We start from the raw sequence: 21,757 nt of genomic DNA, 5'->3' as shown, positions 1-21,757 counted from the left end.
CCGCGTGGCGCCGTCCGGTTGCGTGACGACGTAGAACGCCACGAAGGCCGCCGCTGTCCGGACGGCGTCCCGGACGGTGGCGCCGCCGAGCGGGCCGGGACGCTCGAACGTGCGGGCGACGCCGCGGCGGGCGCGCTCGCGGGCGCCGCCGGTGAGGTCGGCGTCGCCGAGCCGGACGGTGCCCTCGCTGGGGCGGCGCAGCCCGGTGATGACGTCGCACAGGGTGGTCTTGCCGGCGCCGTCCGGCCCGATGAGGCCGGTCACCGCGCCCGCGGGCGCGGCCAGCGCGGCCCGGTCCACGGCGGTGAGCGCGCCGAACCGTACGGTCACGCCCGACACGAGCAGCCCGCCGGTGGTCGCGGGCGAGGCGGTGAAGGGCGAGGCGGTGGGGGGCATCCGCACCTCCCGGCAGGGCAAGAGGACGTCGTGACCCGGATCGTGTGATCTAGATCACCGGGGTCTCACCCTACTGAGGAGGCGGCGCGGCGGCAACGCCGCCGGAATCGGCGATCTCGCCGAGCCGCTCGCGGCGCCACTCCCTCACCCCCGCGACGAACGCCTCCACGTCGGCGGCCTTCCCCGAGGCCATCTGGTCGAACCAGTCCGGGACGTACCGTTCGAAGCGGCCGTCGCCGATCAGCCCGAGGACGGCGGCCGCCACGTCGCGCGGCGGGAGCCCCTCCGACAGGTCGCTCAGCGGTTCCTCGTCGCCGGGCCGCGCGTCGAACAGTTCCGTCCCGGTGATCAGCGCCGGCTGCACCACGTGCACCTGCACGCCCGTGCCGTCCAGATCGACGGCCATGCTCTCCCAGAACGCGGTCAGCGCGGCCTTCGACGCGGCGTAGGCGGCCTCGTGCGGCGGGCCGAGCCGGGCCGCGACCGACCCGACCGCCACCAGGTGCCCGCGCCCCCGCGCGACCATGCCGGGCAGCACCGCGAGGGTGAGCCGCACGGCCGCCAGGTAGTTCAGCCGCAGCACCTCCTCGGCGTCGGCGGGCGTCAGGTCCAGGACGTGCCGCCGCTTCGGCATCCCCGCGTTGTTGACCAGCACGTCGACGCCGCCGAACTCCGCCTCGGCGGCCGCGGCCAGCGTCGCCGCGGCGTCCGGGTCGGCCAGGTCCGCCGGCCACATCGCCGAACCGGGCGCGTGCTCCCGGCACCGGGCCAGCACGTCCGCCAGCCGGTCCGCGCGCCGCGCCGTCAGCCCCACCCGGGCGCCGGCGGCGGCGAGCGCCTCCGCGACCGCCGCGCCGATCCCGGACGAGGCGCCCGTGACCAGCGCCGATCGTCCCGCCAAAGTCGCCATGCGGCGAACGTGGCACAGGGGCGGGCGGCCCGGCAAGGCGCATCGCCGGGCCGGACCGGACCCTTGCCCTCCCGCCCGCCGGGCCGACGCCCGCCCCTGGTTGACGCCCGTGCGCACGGGTTTCTAGGGTGGACCTGCCATACCGACCGGTTGGTATGTACCTGGCGCCGCCGCGCGGCCCGACAGCGCGCGGCGTCGCCCCACAACGCGCGGAGGTCCGCCCTGTGAGCACAGCACCGCCCGACGCCGACGAGCTGGACAGGAGGGTCGACGCCTTCCTCGCCGAGCACGACCCGGCGGCCACCGACCCGCCGGAGTTCCTCCGGGCCCGCTACGACGCCGGCCTGGCGTGGGTCCACTACCCGGAGGGGCACGGCGGCCTCGGCGCCCCCCGCGCCCTGCAGCCCGCCGTGGACCGGCGGTTCCGGGAGGCGGGCGCCCCCACCAACCAGCCCGAGCGCAACGGCATCGGCCTCGGCATGGCGGCCCCCACCATCCTGGCGTTCGGCACCGAGGAGCAGAAGCGCCGCTTCCTGCGCCCCCTCTGGACGGGCGAGGAGATCTGGTGCCAGCTGTTCAGCGAGCCCGGCGCCGGGTCCGACCTCGCCGCCCTCGGCACCCGCGCCGTCCGCGACGGCGACCACTGGATCGTCAACGGCCAGAAGGTCTGGACGTCCATGGCGCACGAGGCCCGCTGGGCGATCCTGGTGACCCGCACCGACCCGGACGTCCCCAAGCACCGCGGCATGACGTACTTCGTGTGCGACATGACCGCGCCCGGCGTCGAGGTCCGCCCGCTGCGGCAGATCACCGGCGAGGCCGAGTTCAACGAGGTCTTCCTCACCGACGTCCGCATCCCCGACGAGCACCGCCTCGGCGAGATCGGGGACGGCTGGCGCGTCTCCACGACCACCCTCATGAACGAGCGGGTCGCGATCGGCGGCGCCGCCGCGCCCCGCGAGGCCGGCATGATCGGCGTCGTCGCGAAGCTGTGGCGGGACCGTCCCGAGCTGCGCACCGCCGGGCTCCACGACGCCCTGCTGCGGCTGTGGGTGGAGACCGAGGCCGCCCGCCTCACCGGCGAGCGGCTCCGCCAGCAGCTCGCCGTCGGCAAGCCCGGCCCCGAGGGCTCGGCCGCCAAGCTCGCCTTCGCCGACATCAACCAGCGCACGTCCGGGCTCGAACTGGAACTGCTCGGCGCCGACGGCCTGCGCTACGACGACTGGACGATGCGCCGCCCGTCCGAGGTCGACTTCACCCGCCGCTCGCCCGGCTACCGCTACCTGCGCGCCAAGGGCAACTCCATCGAGGGCGGCACCTCGGAGATCCTGCGCAACATCATCGCCGAACGCGTCCTCGGCCTGCCCGGCGAGATCCGGGTCGACAAGGACGTGCCGTGGAAGGACCTGCCGAAGTGACCGACCTCCTGTACACCGAGATCGAGAGCGACCTGCGCGCGAGCGTCCGCGAGGTCCTCGAGGACAAGGCCCCCTGGACGGCCGTGCTCGCCGGCACCGAGAAGGACGAGCCCTGCGACGCCGCCCTGTGGACGGCCGTCGCCGCGCAGCTCGGTTGCGCCGGGCTGCCCGTCCCCGAGGACCTCGGCGGCGCGGGCGCGAGCTGGCGGGAGACCGCCGTGGTGATGGAGGAACTGGGCCGCGCCGCCGCGCCCGTCCCGTTCCTCACCAGCTCCGTCATGGCCACCGCGGCGCTGCTCGCGGCGGGCGAGCGGGACCTCCTCGGGCGGCTGGCCGCCGGTGAGGCGGTCGCCGTCCTCGCCGTTCCGTTCGCCACCGCGCCCGGCGCCGACCCGGCGGGCGACCCCGACGCCCCGGCCGTGTCCGGCGGCGCGCTCACCGGCGCGGTCGCGGGCGTCGCCGACGGCCTGGCCGCCGACGTGTTCCTCGTCCCGGCCGCCGGCGGGCTGTACGCGGTGGACGCCGCCGACGCCGTCCGCACCGCCGTGACGTCCCTGGACATGACCCGCCGGCTCGCCGACGTCGCGTTCACCGACGCCCCGGCCCGGCGGGTCGCCGAAGGGCCGGACGCCGTCCGCGCCGCGCTGCTGACCGGCGCCGCGCTGCTCGCCTCCGAGCAGCTCGGCATCGCCGAACGCTGCCTGGACGACACCGTCGCCTACGTCAAGACCCGCTACCAGTTCGGCCGCCAGATCGGCTCCTACCAGGCCCTCAAGCACCGCCTCGCGGACCTGTGGACGTCGATCACGCAGGCCCGCGCCGCCGCCCGCTACGCCGCGTCCTGCGCGGCCGCCGGGGACCCCGACCTCCCGGTCGCCGCCGCCGTCGCGCAGGCGCACTGCTCGGCCGTCGCGGTGAAGGCCGCCGAGGAATGCGTGCAGATGCACGGCGGCATCGGGTTCACCTGGGAGCACTCGGCGCACCTGTACCTGAAGCGGGCCAAGGCGGACTCGATCGCCCTCGGCTCGCCCGACCGGCACCGCGCCGCGCTCGCCGGTCTGGCCGACCTTCCGCCCGCCTGACGTCCGCCCGCCGGGCCCGCCCGGCACCGGGCCGGCCTGGTGTCGGGCCGCCTGGTGTCGGGCCGCCCGGTGTCGGGTCCGGCCGGCGTGCCGCCGGTGGGACCGGTCCGCCGGTCCTACCGGTCGAGCCCGAGGCGGCGGCCCAGCCGCCGGAACCGGGACTCGTCCGGGACCTGCTCGGGGCTCGTGTCCCCGGCCGCGAGCCGCTCGAGCAGCGAGTCGAACGCGGGCGGGCCGACGCACACCAGCGTCGCCCGCGAGCGGCGGGCGCAGTGCAGCCGCACCGACGGCCGCACCAGCCGCGACAGCGGGCCCCGGCGGCCGTGCCCGACGACGAGGATGTCGTCCTCGCCCGCGAGCCGCACCAGCGTCGCGCCGGGCTCGCCGACCAGTGCCAGCGCCGTCATGTCCACGCCCTCCGGCGGGCCGTCGCACACGTCCGACAGCAGCCGGGCGATGAGATCCGCGCCGGAGCCGCGCAGCGCGTCGGTGACGCCGCAGCCGAGCTGCCCGGCCGCCGAGACGTGCGGGGGGAGCGGCGCGGCGTGCGCCACCAGCAGGGGGAGCCGCCGCAGCCGCGCCTCGCCGATCGCCCAGGAGAGCGCACAGCGCGCGCCGGCGGAGTCGTCGACCCCCACCACGACACGGGGGCCGCCCTCCGGCCTCACGATCACGGTCCCTCCTGAAGCCTGCTGGGTGAGGTGGTTCACCTTACATTGAAGGAATACCCGTCTCCGCGGAAGTGTTTCGCATCGGTCCACCACCGGTTCTCGCCGACTCCGCCGTTCCCGGCGGCGGAGCGCGCCCCCTGGACCACCGGACGGCGGACCGGCAGACTTCCGCCATGGGCACACCCACGCCGGCGACTCCCGGCGCCTCCGGCGGGCACGGTTCCGGCGGCGCGGGCGGCACCGCCTGCGCCGTCGCGCACGGCGACGTCCGTCCCGAGACCGGCGACCGGACGCTCGTCGCCGTCTTCGCGACCCCGGTGGCCGAGCACCTGCTGCGGTACGGCGCCGACCTGGGATACCGCACCTTCCTCGTGGACCCCGACGACGGACGGGACGGCGCGGCCGCGCTCCCGCCGCTGGACGCCTCGGCCGACGTCGTCGTCACCGACCACCACCGCCCCGAGCTCGGGCGCGTGCTGGCCGCCGTGCTCACCCAGCCCGTCCGCTGGGTCGGCGTGATGGGCAACCCGCGCCACCCCGCCCCGCACATCCCGGCGCTCACCGAACTCGGCGTCCCCTACGACGACATCGCCCGGGTGCACCGGCCCATCGGCCTCAACATCGGGTCCCGGACGCCCGCCGAGATCGCGGTCGCGACCCTCGCCGGGCTGATCGCCGACCGCAACGGCCGTCCCGGCGGCTTCGAGTTCTGACGCGTTCCCCGGCGACGCCGCAGGTCACCGCATAGGATGGTGCGGCGCACGGGTTCTGTCGGTGGGCGGGGCTACGGTCGGGACGAACGGGCGGCCGCCGGCCCGCGCCGCCGCGAGGTACACCGCCCAGCGAAGGTGACGACCATGCCAGCCGACCGCACGCAAGAGAAGAACGCCGCCGCGACCGCGGCCGTCCGCGGCCCCGAGGACGACCGCGAGTTCCTCGACCAGGCCGATCCGTACCGGCGCGAGCTGCTCGCGCACTGCTACCGGATGCTCGGGTCCATCCACGACGCCGAGGACCTCGTGCAGGAGACCTACCTGCGCGCCTGGAAGTCCTACGAGCGCTTCGAGGGCCGTTCCTCGCTGCGGACGTGGCTGTACCGCATCGCCACGAACGCCTGCCTCACCGCGATCGACCAGCGCGGCAACCGGCCCATGCCGTCCGGGCTGGGCGCCCCGAGCGACGAGCCCGAACGGCCCGTCGTCGCGTCCCCCGAGGTGCCGTGGCTCGAGCCCGCGCCCGACGCCGTCGTCGTCGCGGACGCCGCCGACCCGGCCGCCATCGTCGCCGCCCGGGAGAGCACCCGGCTCGCGTTCGTGGCGGCGCTGCAGCACCTGCCCGCCAAGCAGCGGGTCGTGCTGATCCTGCGGGACGTGCTGAAGTGGCGGGCCGCCGAGGTCGCCGACCTGCTCGGCACCAGCACCGCCGCCGTCAACAGCGCGCTGCAGCGCGCCCGGGAACGGCTCGAGCAGGACGGCCCGGCCCGCGACGAGCTCGTCGAGCCCACCGACCCGTCCGTCCGGGACCTGCTCGACCGCTACGCCAAGGCGTTCGAGGACGCCGACATCACCGCGCTCCTCGACCTGTTCAAGCGGGACGCCGTCTGGGAGATGCCGCCGTTCCCCGAGTGGTTCGTCGGCGCCGACGTCATCGTGCGGCTCATCGTCGCCCAGTGCGCCGCCGAACCGGGGGAGCTGCGCATGGTCCCGGCCGCCGCGAACGGCCAGCCCGCGTTCGGCCTGTACCGGCGGGACGGGGAGGGCGTGCACCGGCCCTACCAGCTGCAGGTCCTCGCGATCACGGCGGGCGGGGTCGCGCAGGTCTCCGCGTTCTTCGACACGTCCCTGTTCCCGCTGTTCGGCCTTCCGCAAAGGGCCTGACCGCAGGGTTGTTCTTCCGCTGAGCGGAAAATGATGTTCACGCCCTCCGCCGCCGGCTGCCACTGTGGTGCCCGGCGGCCCCGGCGGCATGGCCGGGGCCGCGGGAGCGGAATGGGAGGCACATGGACAAGGTCGTGCCCTCGGCGGCGGACGCGGTCGCCGGCATCGATGACGGGGCTTCGCTGGCCGTCGGCGGATTCGGGCTGTGCGGGGTGCCCGCGGTCCTGATCTCCGCCCTGTACGACCGGGGCGCCGGGAACCTGACGGTCGTGTCGAACAACTGCGGGCTGGACGGCCGGGGCCTCGGGCAGCTCCTGGCGGCGGGGCGCATCGCGCGGGCGATGGGCTCCTACGTCGGGGAGAACAAGGAGTTCGCCCGCCAGTACCTCGCGGGCGAGATCGAGGTCGAGCTGATGCCGCAGGGCACGCTCGCCGAACGGCTCCGCGCGGGCGGCTCGGGCATCCCCGCGTTCTACACCCCCGCCGGTGTCGGCACGATGGTCGCCGCGGGCGGGATGCCGTGGCGGTACGCGCCGGACGGCACCGTCGCGATCGCGTCGCCGCCCAAGGAGGTCCGCGCGTTCGGCGGCCGCGAGTACGTGCTCGAAGAGAGCATCACCACCGACTTCGCGCTGGTGCGCGCCGCCGTCGGCGACCGGCACGGCAACCTGGTGTTCGACAAGGCCGCCCGGAACTTCAATCCGCTCGCCGCGATGGCCGGGCGGATCACGATCGCGGAGGTCGAGCGGCTCGTCGAACCGGGCGAGCTCGACCCCGACGCCGTCCACCTGCCCGGCGTGTTCGTCCAGCGGGTGCTGGAGCTGACGCCCGGGCAGGCGGCGGACAAGCCCATCGAGAAGCGGACGGTGCGCCCGGGCGCTCCGGCGGACGGGGAGGGCGCCTGATGGCCTGGTCCAGGAACGAGATCGCCGCCCGCGCGGCGGCCGAACTGCCCGACGGCGCGTACGTCAACCTCGGCATCGGCCTGCCCACGCTGATCCCCGGGTACGTGCCGGCGGGCCGCCACGTGACGCTGCACGCCGAGAACGGCGTCCTCGGCGTCGGCCCGTACCCCGCCGAGGACGAGGTCGACCCCGACCTCATCAACGCGGGAAAGGAGACGGTCACGGTGCTGCCGGGCGCGGCCTGCTTCGACTCCGCCCTGTCGTTCGGCATGATCCGCGGCGGCCACATCGACATCGCCGTGCTGGGCGCCATGCAGGTCTCCGCCCGCGGCGACCTCGCCAACTGGTCCGTCCCCGGTAAAATGATCAAGGGCATGGGCGGTGCCATGGACCTCGTGCACGGCGCCCGCAAGGTGATCGTCGTGATGAGCCACACCACCCGCGACGGCGACCCCAAGATCGTCGAGGAGTGCGCGCTGCCGCTGACCGGCGCGGCCTGCGTCGACCGGATCATCACCGACCTCGGCGTCGTCGACGTCGTCCCGGACGGCCTGGCGCTCGTCGAGACGGCGCCCGGCGTCACCGCCGACGAGATCCGCGCCGCGACCGGGGCGCGGCTCCTCGACCCCGCCGCAGCAGAAGGGACCCCGGCATGACCCACCCCCCGTACCTCTACCCCGGGTACAAGAGCACCGCCCTGCGCGCCCCCGGGCACGAGCTGGTGATGCCCAAGCTCGGACCGGACAGCGTCGAGCTGACCTCGCCCGTCTTCGGGCACCAGGAACTCGGCCGCCTCGACTGGGACCTCACCCGGCAGCACTCGGGCGAGCCGCTCGGCGAGCGCATCATCGTCACCGGCCGGCTCCTGGACACCGCCGGACGCCCGATCCGCGGCGCCCTCGTCGAGATCTGGCAGGCCAACGCGGCCGGACGGTACCTGCACGCCGGGGACCAGCACCCCGCGCCGCTCGACCCCAACTTCACCGGGGCGGGCCGCTGCCTCACCGACGCCGACGGCCGCTACCGGTTCGTCACGATCAAGCCGGGTGCCTACCCGTGGCGCAACCACCACAACGCGTGGCGGCCCGCCCACATCCACTTCTCGGTGTTCGGCACGGCGTTCACCCAGCGCCTGGTCACCCAGATGTACTTCCCGGGCGACCCGCTGTTCCCCTTCGACCCGATCTTCCAGTCGATCCCCGACCAGCGGGACCGGGAGAACCTGATCTCCCGTTTCGACATGGACACCACCGAGCCGGAGTGGGCATTGGGGTACCAGTGGGACATCGTGCTCGGCGACACCCCGATGGAGGCATGATGACCGAGTCCACTCCGCTCCGCCCGTCCCCGGTCACGCCCTCCCAGACGGTCGGGCCGTTCTTCGGGTACGCGCTGCCCTACGAGGAGGGCCCCCGGGTCGTCCCCGACTGGCGGCCGGACGCGATCCGGGTCCGCGGCACCGTGTACGACGGCGCGGGCGAGCCGATCCCGGACGCGCTCGTCGAGATCTGGCAGGCCGACGAGAACGGCGAGATCCCGAGCCGGCCCGGCGGCCGGGTCCGCGACGGCCACGGCTTCTCCGGGTTCGGGCGATGCGCCACCGACCCGGCCGGCGGCTACTGGTTCAGCACCGTCAAGCCCGGCGCCGTCGGCGGCGACGCGCCCTACATCGCCGTGCTGGTGTTCGCCCGGGGCCTGCTCAAGCCGGTGTTCACCCGCCTGTACTTCCCCGAGGACGAGGCCGCGCACGCGTCCGACCCGCTGCTCGGCGACGTCCCGGCCGAGCGCCGCGGCACGCTGATCGCCGAGCGGACGGCCGAACGCGAGTACCGGTTCGACGTCCGCATGCAGGGCGACGGGGAGACGGTCTTCCTTGCCTTCTGACGCACCGCCGGACCCGGGGGCGGCGGCCGACGCGGTGCCGCCCGACTCGGTGCCGCTCGACTCGGTGCCGCTCGACGCGGTGCCGCTCGACGCGGTGCCGCTCGACTCGGGGCTGCTGTCCCCGGTCCGCGCCGCCACCAGGACCGAGGCCGCCACCGGCGACCCCGCCTACCTCGCGGCCCTGCTGGACGCCGAGGCCGCCCTCGCCCGCGCGCAGGCGCGGCTCGGGATCGTCCCCGCGGACGCCGCCGCGACGATCGCCGCGGCCGCCGACCCGGCCCGGTTCGACCTCGCCGGCATCGCCCGCCGCGCCCGCGGCGCGGGCAACCCGGTCGTCCCGCTCGTCGCCGACCTGCGCGTCCTCGCGGGCGCCGCGGGCGAGCACGTCCACCGGGGCGCCACCAGCCAGGACATCGTCGACACCGGCGCGATGCTCGTCGCGTCCCGCGCCCGCCGCGTCATCTTGGCGGCGCTCGACGACGCCCTCGCCGCCCTGGCGGACCTCGCCGGACGCCACCGCGACACCCCGATGGCCGCCCGCACGCTCGGCCGGCACGCGCTGCCCACCACGTTCGGCGCGAAGGCCGCGAACTGGCTGCTGGGCTGCCTGGAGGCCCGCGACCGGCTGGCCGCGGCGGCGCTGCCCGTCCAGCTCGGCGGCGCCGCCGGGACGCTCGACGCGTTCGGCGACCGCGCGGACGCGCTCGTGACCGCGTTCGCCGCCGAGACCGGCCTCGACCGGCCGGTCCTGCCCTGGCACACCCGCCGCACCCCGGTCGCCGACCTCGGGGCCGCGCTCGCGGTCGCCGCCGGGTCCCTCGGCAAGATCGCCACCGATGTGTGGCTGCTCGCGCAGAGCGAGGTCGGCGAGGCGGCCGAGGCCGCCGGACCCGGCCGCGGCGGCTCCTCGGCGATGCCGCACAAACGCAACCCCGCCCTGTCCACCCTGATCCGGTCGGCGGCGCTGCAGGTCCCCGCGCACGTCCAGATCCTGCACGCGGCGCAGGCCGCGCCGCACGAGCGTCCGGCGGGGGAGTGGCACGCCGAGTGGCAGCCGCTGCGCGAGGCGCTGCGGCTCACCGGCGGCGCCGCCGAGACCGCCGCCGAGCTGCTCGGCGGGCTCGAGGTCGCACCGGAGCGGATGCGCGCCGGCCTCGACGCCCTCCTGGCCGTCCTCGGCCGGGACCCCGGGCCCGGAGCCGCGCCCGCGCTCGTCGACCGTGCCCTCGACGCGTACCGCAGGAGCCGCGCATGACGCCCGTGTACGTCCCGCACCACCGCGTGGAGGGGCCGCCCGGCGCGCCCGTCCTCGTCCTCGGCCCGTCGCTCGGCACCACGATGGACCTGTGGCAGCCGCAACTGCCCGAGCTGACCCGGTCCTGGCGGGTGCTGCGCTACGACCTGCCCGGCCACGGCGGCTCCCCCGTGCCGGCGGGGCCGTTCACCGTCGCCGACCTCGCCGACGCCGTCGCCGCCCTGCTCGACCGCGTCGGCGCCGGCGCGGCCGCGTACGCCGGGGTGTCGCTCGGCGGCGCCGTCGGCACGACGCTCGCGCTGCGCGCCCCCGGACGGGTCGCCAGCCTCGTCCTCGTCTGCACCTCCCCGCGGTTCGGCGACCCGGGCCCGTGGCGGGACCGCGCCGCGCTCGTCCGCCGCGACGGCGTCGAGCCCGTCGCGCGGACGGCCGCGGACCGCTGGTTCACCCCGTCGTTCACCGGCGCGGAGCCGTACGTCGCGATGCTGCGCGGCACCGACCCCGAGGGCTACGCCGGGTGCTGCGACGCCCTCGCGGACTTCGACGTCACGGCGCGGCTGCCGGAGGTGTCCGCGCCCACCCTGGTGATCGCCGGGGCGCAGGACGGGCCGACGCCGCCCGCCGGGCACGCCGACCGGCTCGCCGAGGGCATCCCCGACGCCGGGCTGGTCGTCGTCGAGGGCGCCGCGCACCTCGCCGGCGCCGAACGGCCCGGCCCGGTCACCGACGCGATCACCGCGCATCTGGACCGCACATGGAAGGGAACGGGACGATGAGCGACTCCGAGACCGGGGCGGCGAACGACGCGGAGCGGCGCGCGGACGGCATGCGGGTGCGCCGCGCGGTGCTCGGCGACGCCCACGTCGACCGCGCCGAGGCCAGCAAGGACGGCTTCACCGCCGACTTCCAGGACATGATCACCCGGTACGCGTGGGGCGAGATCTGGACCCGGCCGGGCCTGGACCGCAAGACCCGCAGCTGCGTCACCCTCACCGCCCTGGTCGCGCACGGGCACCTGGACGAGCTGGCGATGCACGTCCGGGCCGCGCTGCGCAACGGGCTCACCCCGGACGAGATCAAGGAGGTCCTCCTGCAGACCGCGATCTACTGCGGGGTGCCCGCCGCGAACTCGGCGTTCGCGGTCGCCCAGCGGGTACTGGCCGAGCGGGAGTGACGGGATGACCGGCGCGACCGGCCGCACCGGCCCGATCCGGGCGGTGGGCGGGAAGGACGAGGGCGGGGGCATGGCCGAGGGTGCGCGGCCGGTCAGCGTGGCCGGCAAGGTGATGGCCATCCTCAACGCGTTCGCCCAGGGCGAGGTGCGCCTCAACCTGACCGAGATCTGCCGCCGCGCCGGGCTCCCCCCGGCGACCGGCCACCGCCTCGTCGGCGAGCTGGTGGCCGGCGGCTTCCTGGAGCGGGTCCCGGACGGCACGTACCGCATCGGCACCCGGCTGTGGCGGATCGGCAGCCAGGCCCCCGCGGTGACCGGCCTGCGGGAGCTGGCGCTGCCGCACATGGAGGACCTGTACGAGGCCACCCACGACAACGTGCAGCTCGCCGTGCTGCGCGACGATCACGTGCTGGTGGTCGAACGGCTGCGCGGCACCCGCTCCGTGCCCGTCCTCACGCAGGTCGGCGCGTCGCTGCCGCTGCACACCACCGGGGTCGGGAAGGTGCTGCTGGCGTTCGCGCCGCCGGAGGTCCGGGAGGCGGTGCTGACCGCGCCGCTGTCGCGCCGCACCGCCCGGTCCATCACCGACCCCGAGGAGCTGCGGCGCTGCATCGAGCAGGTCCGCCGCTCCGGCTACGCGCTGACCCGCGACGAGATGACGCTCGGCGCGTCCTCGGTCGGCGCGCCCGTGCGGGACGCGTCCGGGCAGGTCGTCGCGGCGCTGTCGCTGGTGTCGCGCACCCGCAGCGCGGACCTGCGGCGGCTGCTGCCGCCGCTGACCACGGCGGCGCGCGCCCTCTCCCGGGACGTCGCCGTGCATTGGCGCGGCGACCCCGAGTCGTTCTCCGCCGAGCGGAAGACCGGCGCCTGACCCCCCGCGCCCGCCGGCCCGGCGGGGGCTCGCATTGAACGAACGTACGAACAGGAGACATGATGCGCACCCAGGTCGCGATCATCGGCGGGGGGCCCGCCGGGCTGCTGCTGTCCCACCTGCTCCACCTGCAGGGGATCGACTCGGTGGTCCTGGAGAGCCGTGATCGCGGCTACGTGGAGCGGCGGCAGCGCGCCGGGATGCTGGAGCAGGGCACGACGGACGTGCTGCGCGAGACCGGCGCCGGGGAGCGGCTCGACCGCGAGGGGCTCGTCCACCACGGCCTGGAGCTGCGGTTCGACGGCGCCGGGCACCGCGTCCCGCTCACCGACCTCACCGGCCGCACGGTCACCGTCTACGCGCAGACCGAGATCGTCAAGGACCTCATCGCCAAGCGGCTCGAGGACGGCGGCGACGTCCGGTTCGAGACCGAGGTCGTGGAGCTGGACGCGTCCGCGCCGAGCGTCACGTTCCGCGGCGCCGACGGCGTCACGCGGACGCTCGACTGCGACTACATCGCGGGCTGCGACGGGTTCCACGGCGTGAGCCGCCCGACCGTCCCCGGGCTGCGGACGTTCTCCCGCGAGTACCCGTTCGCGTGGCTCGGCGTCCTCGCCGACGTCCCGCCGTCCACCGACGAGCTGATCTACGCCAACCACGAGCGCGGGTTCGCGCTGCACAGCCTCCGCTCGCCCGAGGTCAGCCGCCTCTACCTTCAGGTCGCCCCGGACGAGGACATCGCCGCCTGGTCCGACGCCCGGATCTGGGACGAGCTGGCGGCGAGGTTCGCCACCGACGACGGCTGGAAGCTGCGCGAGGGCCCCATCACCGACAAGTCGATCACGCCGATGCGCAGCTTCGTGGCCGAGCCGATGCGCCACGACCGGCTGTTCCTCGCGGGCGACGCGGCGCACATCGTTCCGCCGACCGGCGCCAAGGGCCTCAACCTGGCCGTCTCGGACGTCATCGTGCTGGCGCGCGCGCTCACCGAGCGGTACGCGAACGGGTCCGAGACGCTGCTGGACGGGTACTCCGACGCGTGCCTGCGGCGGGTCTGGCGCGCCGAGCACTTCTCGTACTGGATGACCACCCTCCTGCACGTCGACCCGGCGGCCGACGCGTTCGACCGCCGCCTGCAGCAGTCGCACCTGGCGTACGTGGCGTCGTCCGAGGCCGCGAAGACGTCGCTGGCCGAGAACTACGTCGGCCTGCCCATCGCCTGAGGCGCCCGCCCGGTTCCCGCCGGGGGAGACCAGGCCCGCGCGGTCAGGCCTCCTCCGGCTCGGCCCCGAGGGTCTCCAGCAACTCCAGGACGGGCTGCAGCTTCTCGTACAGCAGCAGGACGGGCTCGCCGGGCTCGGCCATGTCGAGCGCCGACGTGAGCGCCCCCTTCAGGTCGCCCGCCGGATGGTGCCGCACGTCCGGGCGGGCCTCCCGCAGCCCCCGGACGATCAGCCGCGTCATCTCGCCGGAGCGGCGGCCCCGCAGGTCCTCGTCCTCGTAGACGACGACGCGCCCGAACGAGCGGCCGAGGACCCGCGCGGTCTCCACGACCAGGTCGTCGCAGCGGTCGCCGGGCAGCGTCACCGCCGCGACGCCCGCGCCTCCGCCGCCGGGGCCGGGGCCGGGGCCGCGGTCGGGCCCGCCCCAGCGCGCCGCCGTGAACGCCCCCATCGCCGCGACGGCCGCCGGGTTGTGCGCGTAGTCCACCAGCACCGGGTTCTCCCCGACCCGGTACACGCAGCCCCGCCCCGGGTTCCGGGTGTGCGGCTCGAACGTGCGCAGCGCGCGCGCCACCACGTCCAGCGACACGCCCAGTCCCCGCGCCGCCGCGACGGCCGCCAGCGCGTTCGCCACCACGTGCGCCGCGCGCCCGCCGAACGCGCCCGCGATCTCCTCGACCGGCAGGACCCGGGTGCGGCGGTCGCCGCTCGCCTCCGTCACCCAGCCGTGCTCGACGCAGTACCCGACGCCGCCGTCCCGCAGGTGCGCGGCAAGCACCGGGGCGTCCGGCGCCAGCGCGAAGAACCGCACCGACGGGTCCCGGTCGCGGACCGCGGGCCGGTCCGCCAGCCCCGCCGACGCGGGATCCTCGGCGTTCAGCACGATCCGCCCGCCCCGCCGCACCTCCTCGGCGACCAGGGCCTTGATGTCCACCAGGTCGTCCAGCGACTCGGTGTCGTCCACCCCGAGATGGTCGCGGGTGATGTTGGTGACGACCGCGACGTCGGCCCGGTCGTAGCCGAGGCCCCGCCGCACGATCCCGCCCCGCGCCGTCTCGAGCACCGCGGCCTCGACCGTCCGGTCGCCCAGCACCATCTCCGCCGACCGGGGGCCCGACGCGTCCGACAGGTGCACCAGGCGCCGCCCGACGTACACGCCCTCGGTGCTCGTCATGCCGGTGCGGCGGCCGTCCAGTTCCAGCATGTGCGCGATCATCCGGACCGTCGTGGTCTTGCCGTTGGTGCCGGTCACCGACACGATCGGCACACGGGACGGCGCGCCGTCCGGGTACAGCAGGTCGATGATGTCGCCCGCGACGTCCCGCCCCTCGCCCTCGCTGGGCGCCAGGTGCATGCGCAGGCCCGGGGCCGCGTTCACCTCCAGGATCCCGGCGGCGCCCGGCTCGGGCGGGAGCGGCGCCGCGATGTCGGGCAGCCGCAGGTCGATCCCGCACACGTCCATGCCGACCGTCCCGGCCGCCCGCACGCACATCGCGGCCACGTCCGGGTGCACGTCGCCGGTCACGTCCCGGCTGGTGCCGCCGGTGGACAGGTTCGCGTTGCGGCGCAGCCACACCGTCTCCCCTTCGGCCGGGATCGTGGCGGGGCCGTGCCCCCGCCGCGCCAGCAGCCCCAGCTCCGCGGGGCCGAGCGCCAGCCGGGTCAGCGGCCGGTCGTGGCCCTCCCCGCGCGCCGGGTCGGCGTTGACCCGCTCCACCAGTTCCGCCACGGTCGCGACACCGTCGCCGACGACCCGCGCCGCGGTCAGCTCCGCGGCCGCGGCCACCCGTCCGCCCACCACGAGGACCCGGTAGTCCCGGCCCGGGACGTACGACTCGACGATCACCTCGGCGCCGTCGGCGTCCGCGCCCGCGGCCGCCGCCGTGAACGCCGCGACCACCTCGGGCGGCTCCGTCAGCTCGATGTGGACGCCCTCGCCCTGGTGCCCGGCGACCGGCTTGACCACCACGGGCCCGCCGATCTCCCGCAGTGCCTCCAGCGCCTCCGCCGGGGACGACGCCACCCGCCCGTCCGGCACCGGCAGTCCCGCGTCGGCCAGCAGCCGGTGCGCCAGCCGCTTGTCGCCCGCGACCTCCATACCGATCGCCGACGTCGCGTCCGTCATCGCCGCCCACACCGTCCGCCGGTGCCGCCCGTACCCGAGGCGGAGCAGGTTGAGGTCCTCGACCCGGCGGACCGGGACGCCCCGGCGCCGCGCCGCCGCGGCCAGCGCGGCGGTGCTCACCCCGAGCCGCTCCGCCTCGTGCTCGGCGGCGATCTCCGCGAGCTCGCCCGCCGTGTCCGGCACCCGCCCCGCCAGCGCGCCCTGCACCACCCGCAGCGCGACCCCCACCAGCCGCTCCACGACCGGGCTGCCCGGCGGCTCGTCCCGCGGGCACTCCAGCACCAGGTCGTACCGTCCCGGCGCGCCCGCCAGGACCGTCCGGCCGAAGAACGCCTCCCGGCCGATCAGCCCGGACAGCTCCAGGGCGACGTGCTCGGTGACGTGACCGAAGTAGGTGCCGCGCGCCATCGCGTCCAGCAGCCCGCCGGGACGGCCCGCCGCGCAGTGGTGCGACGCCAGGCCCGGCAGCGCCTCCACCAGGCGCTCGGCGAAACCGGGGTGGTCGGTGGTCTCGTGACCGGTGAGCCCCTGCAGGTCCAGGTGCGCGATCGCGACCGGACGGGACAGGTAGACGTTCGGGCCGCCCAGGCGGCGCACGTGATCGAGCCGCACGGTCAATCCCCCTTCGGGCCGCGCATCGTGCCGATGGCCGGCAGCCTGTCGTTCATCTGGAAGGTGCATCCCGCCGGGAGCAGGTGCAGCGAGACGTCGAGCATCGCCATCGGCTCGTCGTCGGACGCGGGGTAGGCGACCGTGCACTGGCCCGCGTCCACGACCGTCACCACGCCCGTCCCCACGACCGTGAACTGGCCGTCGCCCACGCAGATCGCGGTGTCCTCGTCGATGCCGACGCCCAGCAGCCGGGTCTCCAGCGCTATCCCGCTCAGCAGCCGCGGCAGCCGGCCCCGCTCGTTGAAGTGCATGTCGATCAGGACGTTGTCGAGCAGCGACAGGCCCGGCCCCACCTTCACGCTCGACGCCGCGACCTCGTGGCCGCCGCCGCCGAGGATCATCCAGTGGCCCATCGCGGTCGCGCCCGCGCTCGTCCCGGCGATGACCAGGCCCTCCTGCTCGAGGCGCCGCTTGAGCAGCTCGTTCGTCCGCGACCCCACCAGGGTCCGCAGCCGCGACTGGTCCCCGCCGCTGAACAGCACGCCGGTCGCGGTGTCGAGCGCCCGCAGCGTGGCCGGATCGTCCGCCGCCCGCCGGCCCAGCAGCCGCAGTTCCCGCACCGACGGCACCCCGAGCCGCCCGAACACCGCCGTGTACTCCTCGGCGACCTCCTCCGGCACCTCCGTCGCCGTCGTGATCACCACGATCCGCGCGTCCTCGCCGCCCGCCAGTTCCGCGAACGTCTCGAGCGGCCCGGCCCCGCACGTGCGGTTCTCCGCCCCACCGATGATCAGCAACCGGCCCTTGCGTCCGGCATCCGTCTCGTTCACACCAGCCAACTACCCCCCATCACCCTGGGTAGTCCAATGGACGCGTCATGTCATATCCACATGAGCCGGGTGCGGACCCGCCGCGCCGCGGGGAATCTTCGGGCCCGCGCGTACGCTGAACCTTTACGGGCGGACGACCGTTCCATGGTGCCGGACGCCCGTGAGAAGCTGACATTGGACGTAGCGTCGAACGAGGGGCGACCGGCCGTGAGCGACATTCCCCGCCGCGCGGTGACGCGCACCGCCAAACTCGCCAGCCTGCCGCTCGGCTACGCCGGGCGCACCGCCGTCGGGTTCGGCAAGCGCACCTTCGGCAGGCCCGCCGAGGCCGTCGCCCTCGAGGTGCAGCGCCGCACCGCCGAGCAGCTGTTCGCGGTGCTCGGCGAGCTCAAGGGCGGCGCGATGAAGGTCGGGCAACTGCTGTCGATCTTCGAGGCCGGGCTGCCGGAGGAGGTCGCCGGCCCCTTCCGCGCCAGCCTCACCCGGCTGCAGGAGGCGGCGCCGCCGATGCCCGCCGAGACCACCCACCGCGTCCTGGCCCAGGGGCTCGGGGACGACTGGCGCGAGAAGTTCGCCGAGTTCGACGACCGCCCGGCCGCCGCCGCGTCCATCGGCCAGGTCCACAAGGCCGTGTGGCACGACGGCCGCGCCGTCGCCGTCAAGGTGCAGTATCCGGGCGCCGCGCAGGCCGTGATGAGCGACTTCGCGCAGATCTCCCGGCTCAGCCGCCTGTTCACGCCGCTGTTCCCCGGCGTCGAGGTCAAGCCCGTGATCGCCGACCTGAAACGGCGGCTGGAGAAGGAACTCGACTACGTCGACGAGGCCCGCGCGCAGACCGCCTTCCACGAGGCGTACGCGGGCGACCCCGACTTCCTGGTCCCCGCCGTCGTCGCCCAGTCGGGCAACGTGCTGGTCACCGAATGGCTGGACGGCACCCCGCTCGCCCGCGTGATCGCCGAGGGCGACCAGGACGACCGCGACCGCGCCGGGCTGCTGCTGTTCCGCTTCCTGCTGTCGGGCCCCGCCCGCTGCGAGATGATCCACATCGACCCGCACCCGGGCAACTTCCGGCTGCTCGACGACGGCCGGCTCGGCGTCATGGACTTCGGCGGCGCCGCGCGCGTCCCCGCCGAGCTGCAGTGGTCCATCGGACGGCTGCTGCGCATCGGCACCCTCGGCGATCCCGACGCGATCGTCGACGCCCTCTGGGAGGAGGGCTGGCTCGCCGAGGACGCCGAGGTCGATCCCGAGGAGGTCGCCGAACTCGTCGGCCCGCACGCCGCCCCGTTCGCCGTGGAGCGCTTCCGCTACAACCGCGAATGGATGCGCGAGCAGACCGCGCGCGGGCTCGGCCTGGCGTCCGACATGCGGCCCGGCTCGCTCGCCCGCCAGTTCCGGCTGCCGCCCCAGTACCTCGCCGTCAGCCGCGCCCTCGCCGGGGGCGGCGGCGTCCTGTGCCAGCTCGAGGCCGAGGGCGCCTACCGGGCCGAGGCCGAACGGTGGCTCCCCGGTTTCGCCGACGACGACCCCGGCACCGACGCCCCCGAGGAGATCACGGCCTGACGGCGGGGCGCACGCCCTCAGGCGAGGGCCCGGGCCTCTTCCTCCTCGACCCGCCGGTTCCATTCGCGCTTGGACGACTGCCAGCCGTCCTCGTCACGGCCCAGCCGCCAGTAGCCCGAGATCGACAGCCGCTCCATCGGCACCTGCCGGTCGACCCGCAGGTACCGCCGGAGCGTCTTGACGAATCCCGCCTCGCCGTGGACGAAAGCGTGCACCTCGCCGTCCGGCCAGTCGATCTTCTGCACCGCGTCCGCCAGCAGGTCGCCGACCTGCCGGCCGCCCCGGTACAGCCAGGTCACCTCGACGTCGCCGGGCAGGTCCTGCCGCTCCTCCGGCCCGGCCACCTCGACGAGCACGCGGGCGGGGACGCCCGCCGGCAGCCGCTCCAGCGAGGCCGCGATGGCCGGCAGCGCGCTCTCGTCGCCCGCCAGCAGGTGCCAGCCCGCGTCCGCGCTCGGCGCGTACGCCCCGCCCGGCCCGAGGAACGCCAGCTCGTCGCCCGGCTTCGCGTTCACCGCCCACGGGCCCGCGACGCCCTGGTCGCCGTGGTACACGAAGTCGATCGTCAGCTCGCCCGCCTCGGCGTCCCATTCCCGCACCGTGTACGTGCGGGTCACCGGCCACTGCTCGCGGGGCATTTCGGCGCGGATCCGCTCCATGTCGAACGGCTCCGGGTACTCGACGCCCGGGCGCGGGAACTGCAGCTTCACGTAATGGTCGGTGAACTCGCCCGCGGAGAAGTTCGCGAGCCCGCCGCCGCCGAGGACGACGCGGATCATGTGCGGGGTGAGCCGCTCGGAGCGCAGCACCGTGCCCCGGTGGAGCCTCGTCTTCCTGCGCTCCGGCCCCCGGTTGAGCTCCGGCTTCCCGCGCCCCGGTTCCGTCGCCATGCATCCTCCGCTGTCGTCGGCCAATCCTGTTAGGTAAGCCTAACTTGCCGGAGATCCTGATTGTTCCCGCGGTTCGGGATAGCGTCGCCCCGACGGAGTTCCGGCGACCCGGCGGACGGTGCCCATGGCGGTCAGCAGGCAGGCGATGACGGACGAGCAGCGCAAGTCGGTGGCGCTCGAGTACCTCAAGGGGTTCGACAACGGCGGCGTGACGTCCGACGGCGCGCCGATCCTGGACCTGTTCGCCGACGACGCGCAGGTGTACTTCCCGAAATGGGGCCTCGCCACCGGCAAGGACGAGATCGCCCGGCTGTTCGGCGACGTCGGCGGGACGATCACGTCGATCCGGCACCACTACGCCATGTTCAACTGGGTCTTCTCCGGAGGCGACACGCTGGTGTGCGAGGGCACCAGCCACGGCGAGCACCGCGACGGCCGCTGGCGCGCGGGCGTCCCGGAGTGGGGCGCCGGGCGCTGGTGCGACGTGTTCGAGATCCGCGACTGGAAGATCCAGCGCGTCTTCATCTACCTCGATCCCGACTACGCGGGCCGCGACACCGCCCGCTACCCCTGGCTCGCGGGGGAGCCCGCCGCGGAGTGACCGCGCGGACCGCGCGGTCCGTCAGCGGGCCGCGCGGTCCGTCAGCGGGCCGCGCGGTCCGTCAGCGGGCCGGCGCCGCGGTGCGGGCGGCGCGGGTGCGGGCCACCTCGGCGGCGACGGCCTCGAACGCCGCCTCCGTCTCGTCCCCGCCCGCGAGGGTGTAGAGGGTCGACTTCACGATCACGACGCCGTGGTCGGGCGACACCCAGATGCGCTGGCCGCCGAGGCCGGTCGCGGAGTAGTCGCCGTCGTCCTCCAGCCACCACTGGAACCCGTAGCCCCGGTTGAAGGGCGCGGACGGGCGCGTCGACCGCTCCACCCAGGACGCGGGCACGACCTGCCGCCCGTTCGCCCTGCCGCCGTTCAGGTAGAGCAGCCCGAACCGGGCGAAGTCCCGGTCGGTGGCGTAGAAGCAGCAGTAGCCCATGCTGTTGCCGCTGGAGTCGTTGCCGAGGAACGCTTTCGCCCCCATCCCGGCCGGACCCCAGATCTTCTCCTGCACGTAGGTGTGGAACGGGACGCCGGTCGCCTCGGCGACCGCCCAGGCCAGCACGAACGTGTTGATGCTCGTGTACTCGAACCGGGTGCCCGGCTCCCAGCCGCGTTTCTGCTGCTTCGCCAGTTCCGGCAGGGGGTAGCCGAGGCTCGCGGCCACGTGCACGAACGGGACGTCCGCCGTCTCGTCCCAGTCGATGCCCGAGGACATGCGCAGCAGGTCGCGCAGCGAGACGCCGTCGAAGCCGGAGCCCGCGAGCTCCGGCAGGTACTTCGTGACCGGATCGTCGATCGAGTCGATGTCCCCGTCGCCGAGCGCGATGCCGACCGCCGCGGACGTGAACGACTTGGCGACCGACCACGACTGGAACAGCGAGTCCTCGGTCGCGGCGGTGTACCGCTCGAACACGATGTCGCGCCCGTCCAGGACGACGAACCCCTGCGTGCCCGTGCGCGCCAGGTAGCCGTCGAGGGTGCGCTCCTCGCCGTCGTGGGTGTAGGTCACCGAGAGCGGCCGGTGGGCCTCGCGCAGCTCCACCGGGTCGGACGACGGGAGCAGCGGGTCGAAGCCGAGCGCCGGCTCGGCGCCCGGCGGCGGCGTCGCCGCGGCGGGCGGCGCGGGGGCGGACGGCGCGGGGGCGGACGGCGCGGGGCGCGCCGGGTCGGCGGCCGCGGGTGCGGCGGTCAGCGCGAGGGCGACCGTCAGGGCGGCGGGGGCGAGCGCGAACGTCCGTGGCGTGCGGCGCATCGGGGCTCCCTGGGGGTGCGGGAACGGCGGGCTGTTCTGATCATGATGGACATTGGACGGTGCGTCGATATACCTGGCGACACATTTCCGCTTCCGGACGTGCGCGCCACCACAAGACCGGCGGGCACGGCGCGGCGGAGGCGGCGCGGCGGAGACGGCGTGGGAAGGCGGCGTGGGAAGGCGGCGCGGGTAGCCGCGCCGCGGGCGGGAGCCGCGCGGGGGCCCGT

At 75.3% G+C, this 21,757-nt stretch carries 22 protein-coding genes; 15 read left to right on the top strand and 7 right to left on the bottom strand.

What is annotated here, in order from left to right:
* Together ACFQ11_RS25925 and ACFQ11_RS25920 are read right to left on the bottom strand one after the other, a co-directional pair.
* Positions 1–396, bottom strand: a 396-nt coding sequence (locus ACFQ11_RS25925; protein ID WP_378303089.1) for an ATP-binding cassette domain-containing protein, incomplete at its 3' end; no start/stop codon positions are given.
* A 70-nt stretch (positions 397–466) separates the two neighbouring features.
* Positions 467–1,306, bottom strand: a complete 840-nt coding sequence (locus ACFQ11_RS25920) for an SDR family NAD(P)-dependent oxidoreductase (RefSeq protein WP_378303087.1) — start codon at positions 1,304–1,306, stop codon at positions 467–469.
* Between the two features lie 224 nt (positions 1,307–1,530).
* On the opposite strand from ACFQ11_RS25920, the gene ACFQ11_RS25915 reads away from it, so the two are divergent.
* Positions 1,531–2,724, top strand: a complete 1,194-nt coding sequence (locus tag ACFQ11_RS25915; protein ID WP_378303085.1) for an acyl-CoA dehydrogenase family protein — start codon at positions 1,531–1,533, stop codon at positions 2,722–2,724.
* A complete protein-coding gene (locus tag ACFQ11_RS25910; protein ID WP_378303083.1) occupies positions 2,721–3,806 on the top strand; it encodes an acyl-CoA dehydrogenase family protein in 1,086 nt (361 codons plus the stop codon). Before ACFQ11_RS25915 ends, ACFQ11_RS25910 begins: the two co-directional genes overlap by 4 nt.
* Positions 3,807–3,922: 116 nt before the next feature.
* Here the strand turns inward: ACFQ11_RS25910 and ACFQ11_RS25905 are convergent, their stop codons facing one another.
* Positions 3,923–4,480, bottom strand: a complete 558-nt coding sequence (locus ACFQ11_RS25905; RefSeq protein WP_378303081.1) for a universal stress protein — start codon at positions 4,478–4,480, stop codon at positions 3,923–3,925.
* Between the two features lie 170 nt (positions 4,481–4,650).
* Here ACFQ11_RS25905 and ACFQ11_RS25900 point away from each other — a divergent pair, with 170 nt between their 5' ends.
* The 11 genes from ACFQ11_RS25900 to ACFQ11_RS25850 all read left to right on the top strand — a co-directional run bounded on the left by ACFQ11_RS25900 (position 4,651) and on the right by ACFQ11_RS25850 (position 13,666).
* A complete protein-coding gene (locus tag ACFQ11_RS25900; protein ID WP_378303078.1) occupies positions 4,651–5,190 on the top strand; it encodes an XdhC family protein in 540 nt (179 codons plus the stop codon).
* A 144-nt stretch (positions 5,191–5,334) separates the two neighbouring features.
* Entirely contained in the window at positions 5,335–6,354 is a 1,020-nt protein-coding gene (locus tag ACFQ11_RS25895; protein ID WP_378303076.1) for a sigma-70 family RNA polymerase sigma factor, read from the top strand.
* Positions 6,355–6,476: 122 nt separating this feature from the next.
* Complete coding sequence (locus ACFQ11_RS25890; RefSeq protein ID WP_378303074.1) at positions 6,477–7,259, top strand: CoA transferase subunit A; 783 nt, start codon at positions 6,477–6,479, stop codon at positions 7,257–7,259.
* The gene (locus ACFQ11_RS25885) at positions 7,259–7,915 is read left to right on the top strand and encodes a CoA transferase subunit B (protein WP_378303072.1); all 657 of its coding nucleotides are present in this window, start codon (positions 7,259–7,261) and stop codon (positions 7,913–7,915) included. The genes ACFQ11_RS25890 and ACFQ11_RS25885 overlap by 1 nt, the downstream gene beginning before the upstream one ends.
* The gene (gene pcaH, locus ACFQ11_RS25880) at positions 7,912–8,577 is read left to right on the top strand and encodes a protocatechuate 3,4-dioxygenase subunit beta (RefSeq protein ID WP_378303069.1); all 666 of its coding nucleotides are present in this window, start codon (positions 7,912–7,914) and stop codon (positions 8,575–8,577) included. The genes ACFQ11_RS25885 and pcaH overlap by 4 nt, the downstream gene beginning before the upstream one ends.
* Positions 8,577–9,143, top strand: a complete 567-nt coding sequence (gene pcaG, locus ACFQ11_RS25875) for a protocatechuate 3,4-dioxygenase subunit alpha (RefSeq protein ID WP_378303067.1) — start codon at positions 8,577–8,579, stop codon at positions 9,141–9,143. The genes pcaH and pcaG overlap by 1 nt, the downstream gene beginning before the upstream one ends.
* On the top strand, positions 9,133–10,398 hold the full coding sequence (pcaB, locus tag ACFQ11_RS25870) for a 3-carboxy-cis,cis-muconate cycloisomerase (RefSeq protein WP_378303065.1): 1,266 nt from the start codon (positions 9,133–9,135) through the stop codon (positions 10,396–10,398). The genes pcaG and pcaB overlap by 11 nt, the downstream gene beginning before the upstream one ends.
* Positions 10,395–11,174: a 3-oxoadipate enol-lactonase gene (gene pcaD, locus ACFQ11_RS25865; protein WP_378303063.1), complete on the top strand. Its 780-nt coding sequence runs from the start codon at positions 10,395–10,397 to the stop codon at positions 11,172–11,174. Before pcaB ends, pcaD begins: the two co-directional genes overlap by 4 nt.
* The gene (pcaC, locus tag ACFQ11_RS25860; RefSeq protein WP_378303061.1) at positions 11,171–11,572 is read left to right on the top strand and encodes a 4-carboxymuconolactone decarboxylase; all 402 of its coding nucleotides are present in this window, start codon (positions 11,171–11,173) and stop codon (positions 11,570–11,572) included. The genes pcaD and pcaC overlap by 4 nt, the downstream gene beginning before the upstream one ends.
* A 4-nt stretch (positions 11,573–11,576) precedes the next feature.
* Positions 11,577–12,443, top strand: coding sequence for an IclR family transcriptional regulator (locus ACFQ11_RS25855; RefSeq protein WP_378303058.1), 867 nt, complete (start codon positions 11,577–11,579; stop codon positions 12,441–12,443).
* Between the two features lie 62 nt (positions 12,444–12,505).
* Positions 12,506–13,666: a 4-hydroxybenzoate 3-monooxygenase gene (locus ACFQ11_RS25850; protein WP_378303093.1), complete on the top strand. Its 1,161-nt coding sequence runs from the start codon at positions 12,506–12,508 to the stop codon at positions 13,664–13,666.
* Positions 13,667–13,709: 43 nt separating this feature from the next.
* On the opposite strand, the gene cphA is transcribed toward ACFQ11_RS25850, so the two are convergent.
* Positions 13,710–16,403, bottom strand: coding sequence for a cyanophycin synthetase (cphA, locus tag ACFQ11_RS25845; protein WP_378303056.1), 2,694 nt, complete (start codon positions 16,401–16,403; stop codon positions 13,710–13,712).
* 2 nt (positions 16,404–16,405) lie between these two features.
* Positions 16,406–17,233 carry a cyanophycinase gene (locus ACFQ11_RS25840; protein WP_378303054.1) on the bottom strand — a complete coding sequence of 276 codons (828 nt, stop codon included), beginning with the start codon at positions 17,231–17,233 and terminating at the stop codon, positions 16,406–16,408.
* 207 nt (positions 17,234–17,440) lie between these two features.
* Here ACFQ11_RS25840 and ACFQ11_RS25835 point away from each other — a divergent pair, with 207 nt between their 5' ends.
* Positions 17,441–18,796, top strand: a complete 1,356-nt coding sequence (locus tag ACFQ11_RS25835; protein ID WP_378303052.1) for an ABC1 kinase family protein — start codon at positions 17,441–17,443, stop codon at positions 18,794–18,796.
* Between the two features lie 17 nt (positions 18,797–18,813).
* Here the strand turns inward: ACFQ11_RS25835 and ACFQ11_RS25830 are convergent, their stop codons facing one another.
* A complete protein-coding gene (locus ACFQ11_RS25830; protein WP_378303050.1) occupies positions 18,814–19,686 on the bottom strand; it encodes a siderophore-interacting protein in 873 nt (290 codons plus the stop codon).
* A gap of 124 nt (positions 19,687–19,810) precedes the next feature.
* On the opposite strand from ACFQ11_RS25830, the gene ACFQ11_RS25825 reads away from it, so the two are divergent.
* Entirely contained in the window at positions 19,811–20,287 is a 477-nt protein-coding gene (locus ACFQ11_RS25825) for a nuclear transport factor 2 family protein (protein ID WP_378303048.1), read from the top strand.
* A gap of 61 nt (positions 20,288–20,348) precedes the next feature.
* On the opposite strand, the gene ACFQ11_RS25820 is transcribed toward ACFQ11_RS25825, so the two are convergent.
* Positions 20,349–21,530, bottom strand: a complete 1,182-nt coding sequence (locus ACFQ11_RS25820; RefSeq protein WP_378303046.1) for a serine hydrolase domain-containing protein — start codon at positions 21,528–21,530, stop codon at positions 20,349–20,351.
* Positions 21,531–21,757: the final 227 nt, after the last annotated feature.

It is taken from the genome of Actinomadura sediminis (assembly GCF_042675525.1).
In the GTDB taxonomy this organism is placed as follows: domain Bacteria; phylum Actinomycetota; class Actinomycetes; order Streptosporangiales; family Streptosporangiaceae; genus Spirillospora; species Spirillospora sediminis.
Note: the sequence above shows the minus strand (reverse complement) of the source record. Positions and strands in the feature narration are given on the sequence as shown.

What these genes read in the sequence shown, in the direction of transcription:
- ACFQ11_RS25920 (WP_378303087.1), bottom strand. Translation starts at nt 1,306, where the DNA reads ATGGCGACTTTGGCGGGACGATCGGCGCTGGTCACGGGCGCCTCGTCC.
- ACFQ11_RS25900 (WP_378303078.1), top strand. Translation starts at nt 4,651, where the DNA reads ATGGGCACACCCACGCCGGCGACTCCCGGCGCCTCCGGCGGGCACGGT.
- ACFQ11_RS25895 (WP_378303076.1), top strand. Translation starts at nt 5,335, where the DNA reads ATGCCAGCCGACCGCACGCAAGAGAAGAACGCCGCCGCGACCGCGGCC.
- ACFQ11_RS25890 (WP_378303074.1), top strand. Translation starts at nt 6,477, where the DNA reads ATGGACAAGGTCGTGCCCTCGGCGGCGGACGCGGTCGCCGGCATCGAT.
- ACFQ11_RS25885 (WP_378303072.1), top strand. Translation starts at nt 7,259, where the DNA reads ATGGCCTGGTCCAGGAACGAGATCGCCGCCCGCGCGGCGGCCGAACTG.
- pcaH (WP_378303069.1), top strand. Translation starts at nt 7,912, where the DNA reads ATGACCCACCCCCCGTACCTCTACCCCGGGTACAAGAGCACCGCCCTG.
- pcaG (WP_378303067.1), top strand. Translation starts at nt 8,577, where the DNA reads ATGACCGAGTCCACTCCGCTCCGCCCGTCCCCGGTCACGCCCTCCCAG.
- pcaD (WP_378303063.1), top strand. Translation starts at nt 10,395, where the DNA reads ATGACGCCCGTGTACGTCCCGCACCACCGCGTGGAGGGGCCGCCCGGC.
- pcaC (WP_378303061.1), top strand. Translation starts at nt 11,171, where the DNA reads ATGAGCGACTCCGAGACCGGGGCGGCGAACGACGCGGAGCGGCGCGCG.
- ACFQ11_RS25855 (WP_378303058.1), top strand. Translation starts at nt 11,577, where the DNA reads ATGACCGGCGCGACCGGCCGCACCGGCCCGATCCGGGCGGTGGGCGGG.
- ACFQ11_RS25850 (WP_378303093.1), top strand. Translation starts at nt 12,506, where the DNA reads ATGCGCACCCAGGTCGCGATCATCGGCGGGGGGCCCGCCGGGCTGCTG.
- ACFQ11_RS25830 (WP_378303050.1), bottom strand. Translation starts at nt 19,686, where the DNA reads ATGGCGACGGAACCGGGGCGCGGGAAGCCGGAGCTCAACCGGGGGCCG.
- ACFQ11_RS25825 (WP_378303048.1), top strand. Translation starts at nt 19,811, where the DNA reads ATGGCGGTCAGCAGGCAGGCGATGACGGACGAGCAGCGCAAGTCGGTG.
- ACFQ11_RS25820 (WP_378303046.1), bottom strand. Translation starts at nt 21,530, where the DNA reads ATGCGCCGCACGCCACGGACGTTCGCGCTCGCCCCCGCCGCCCTGACG.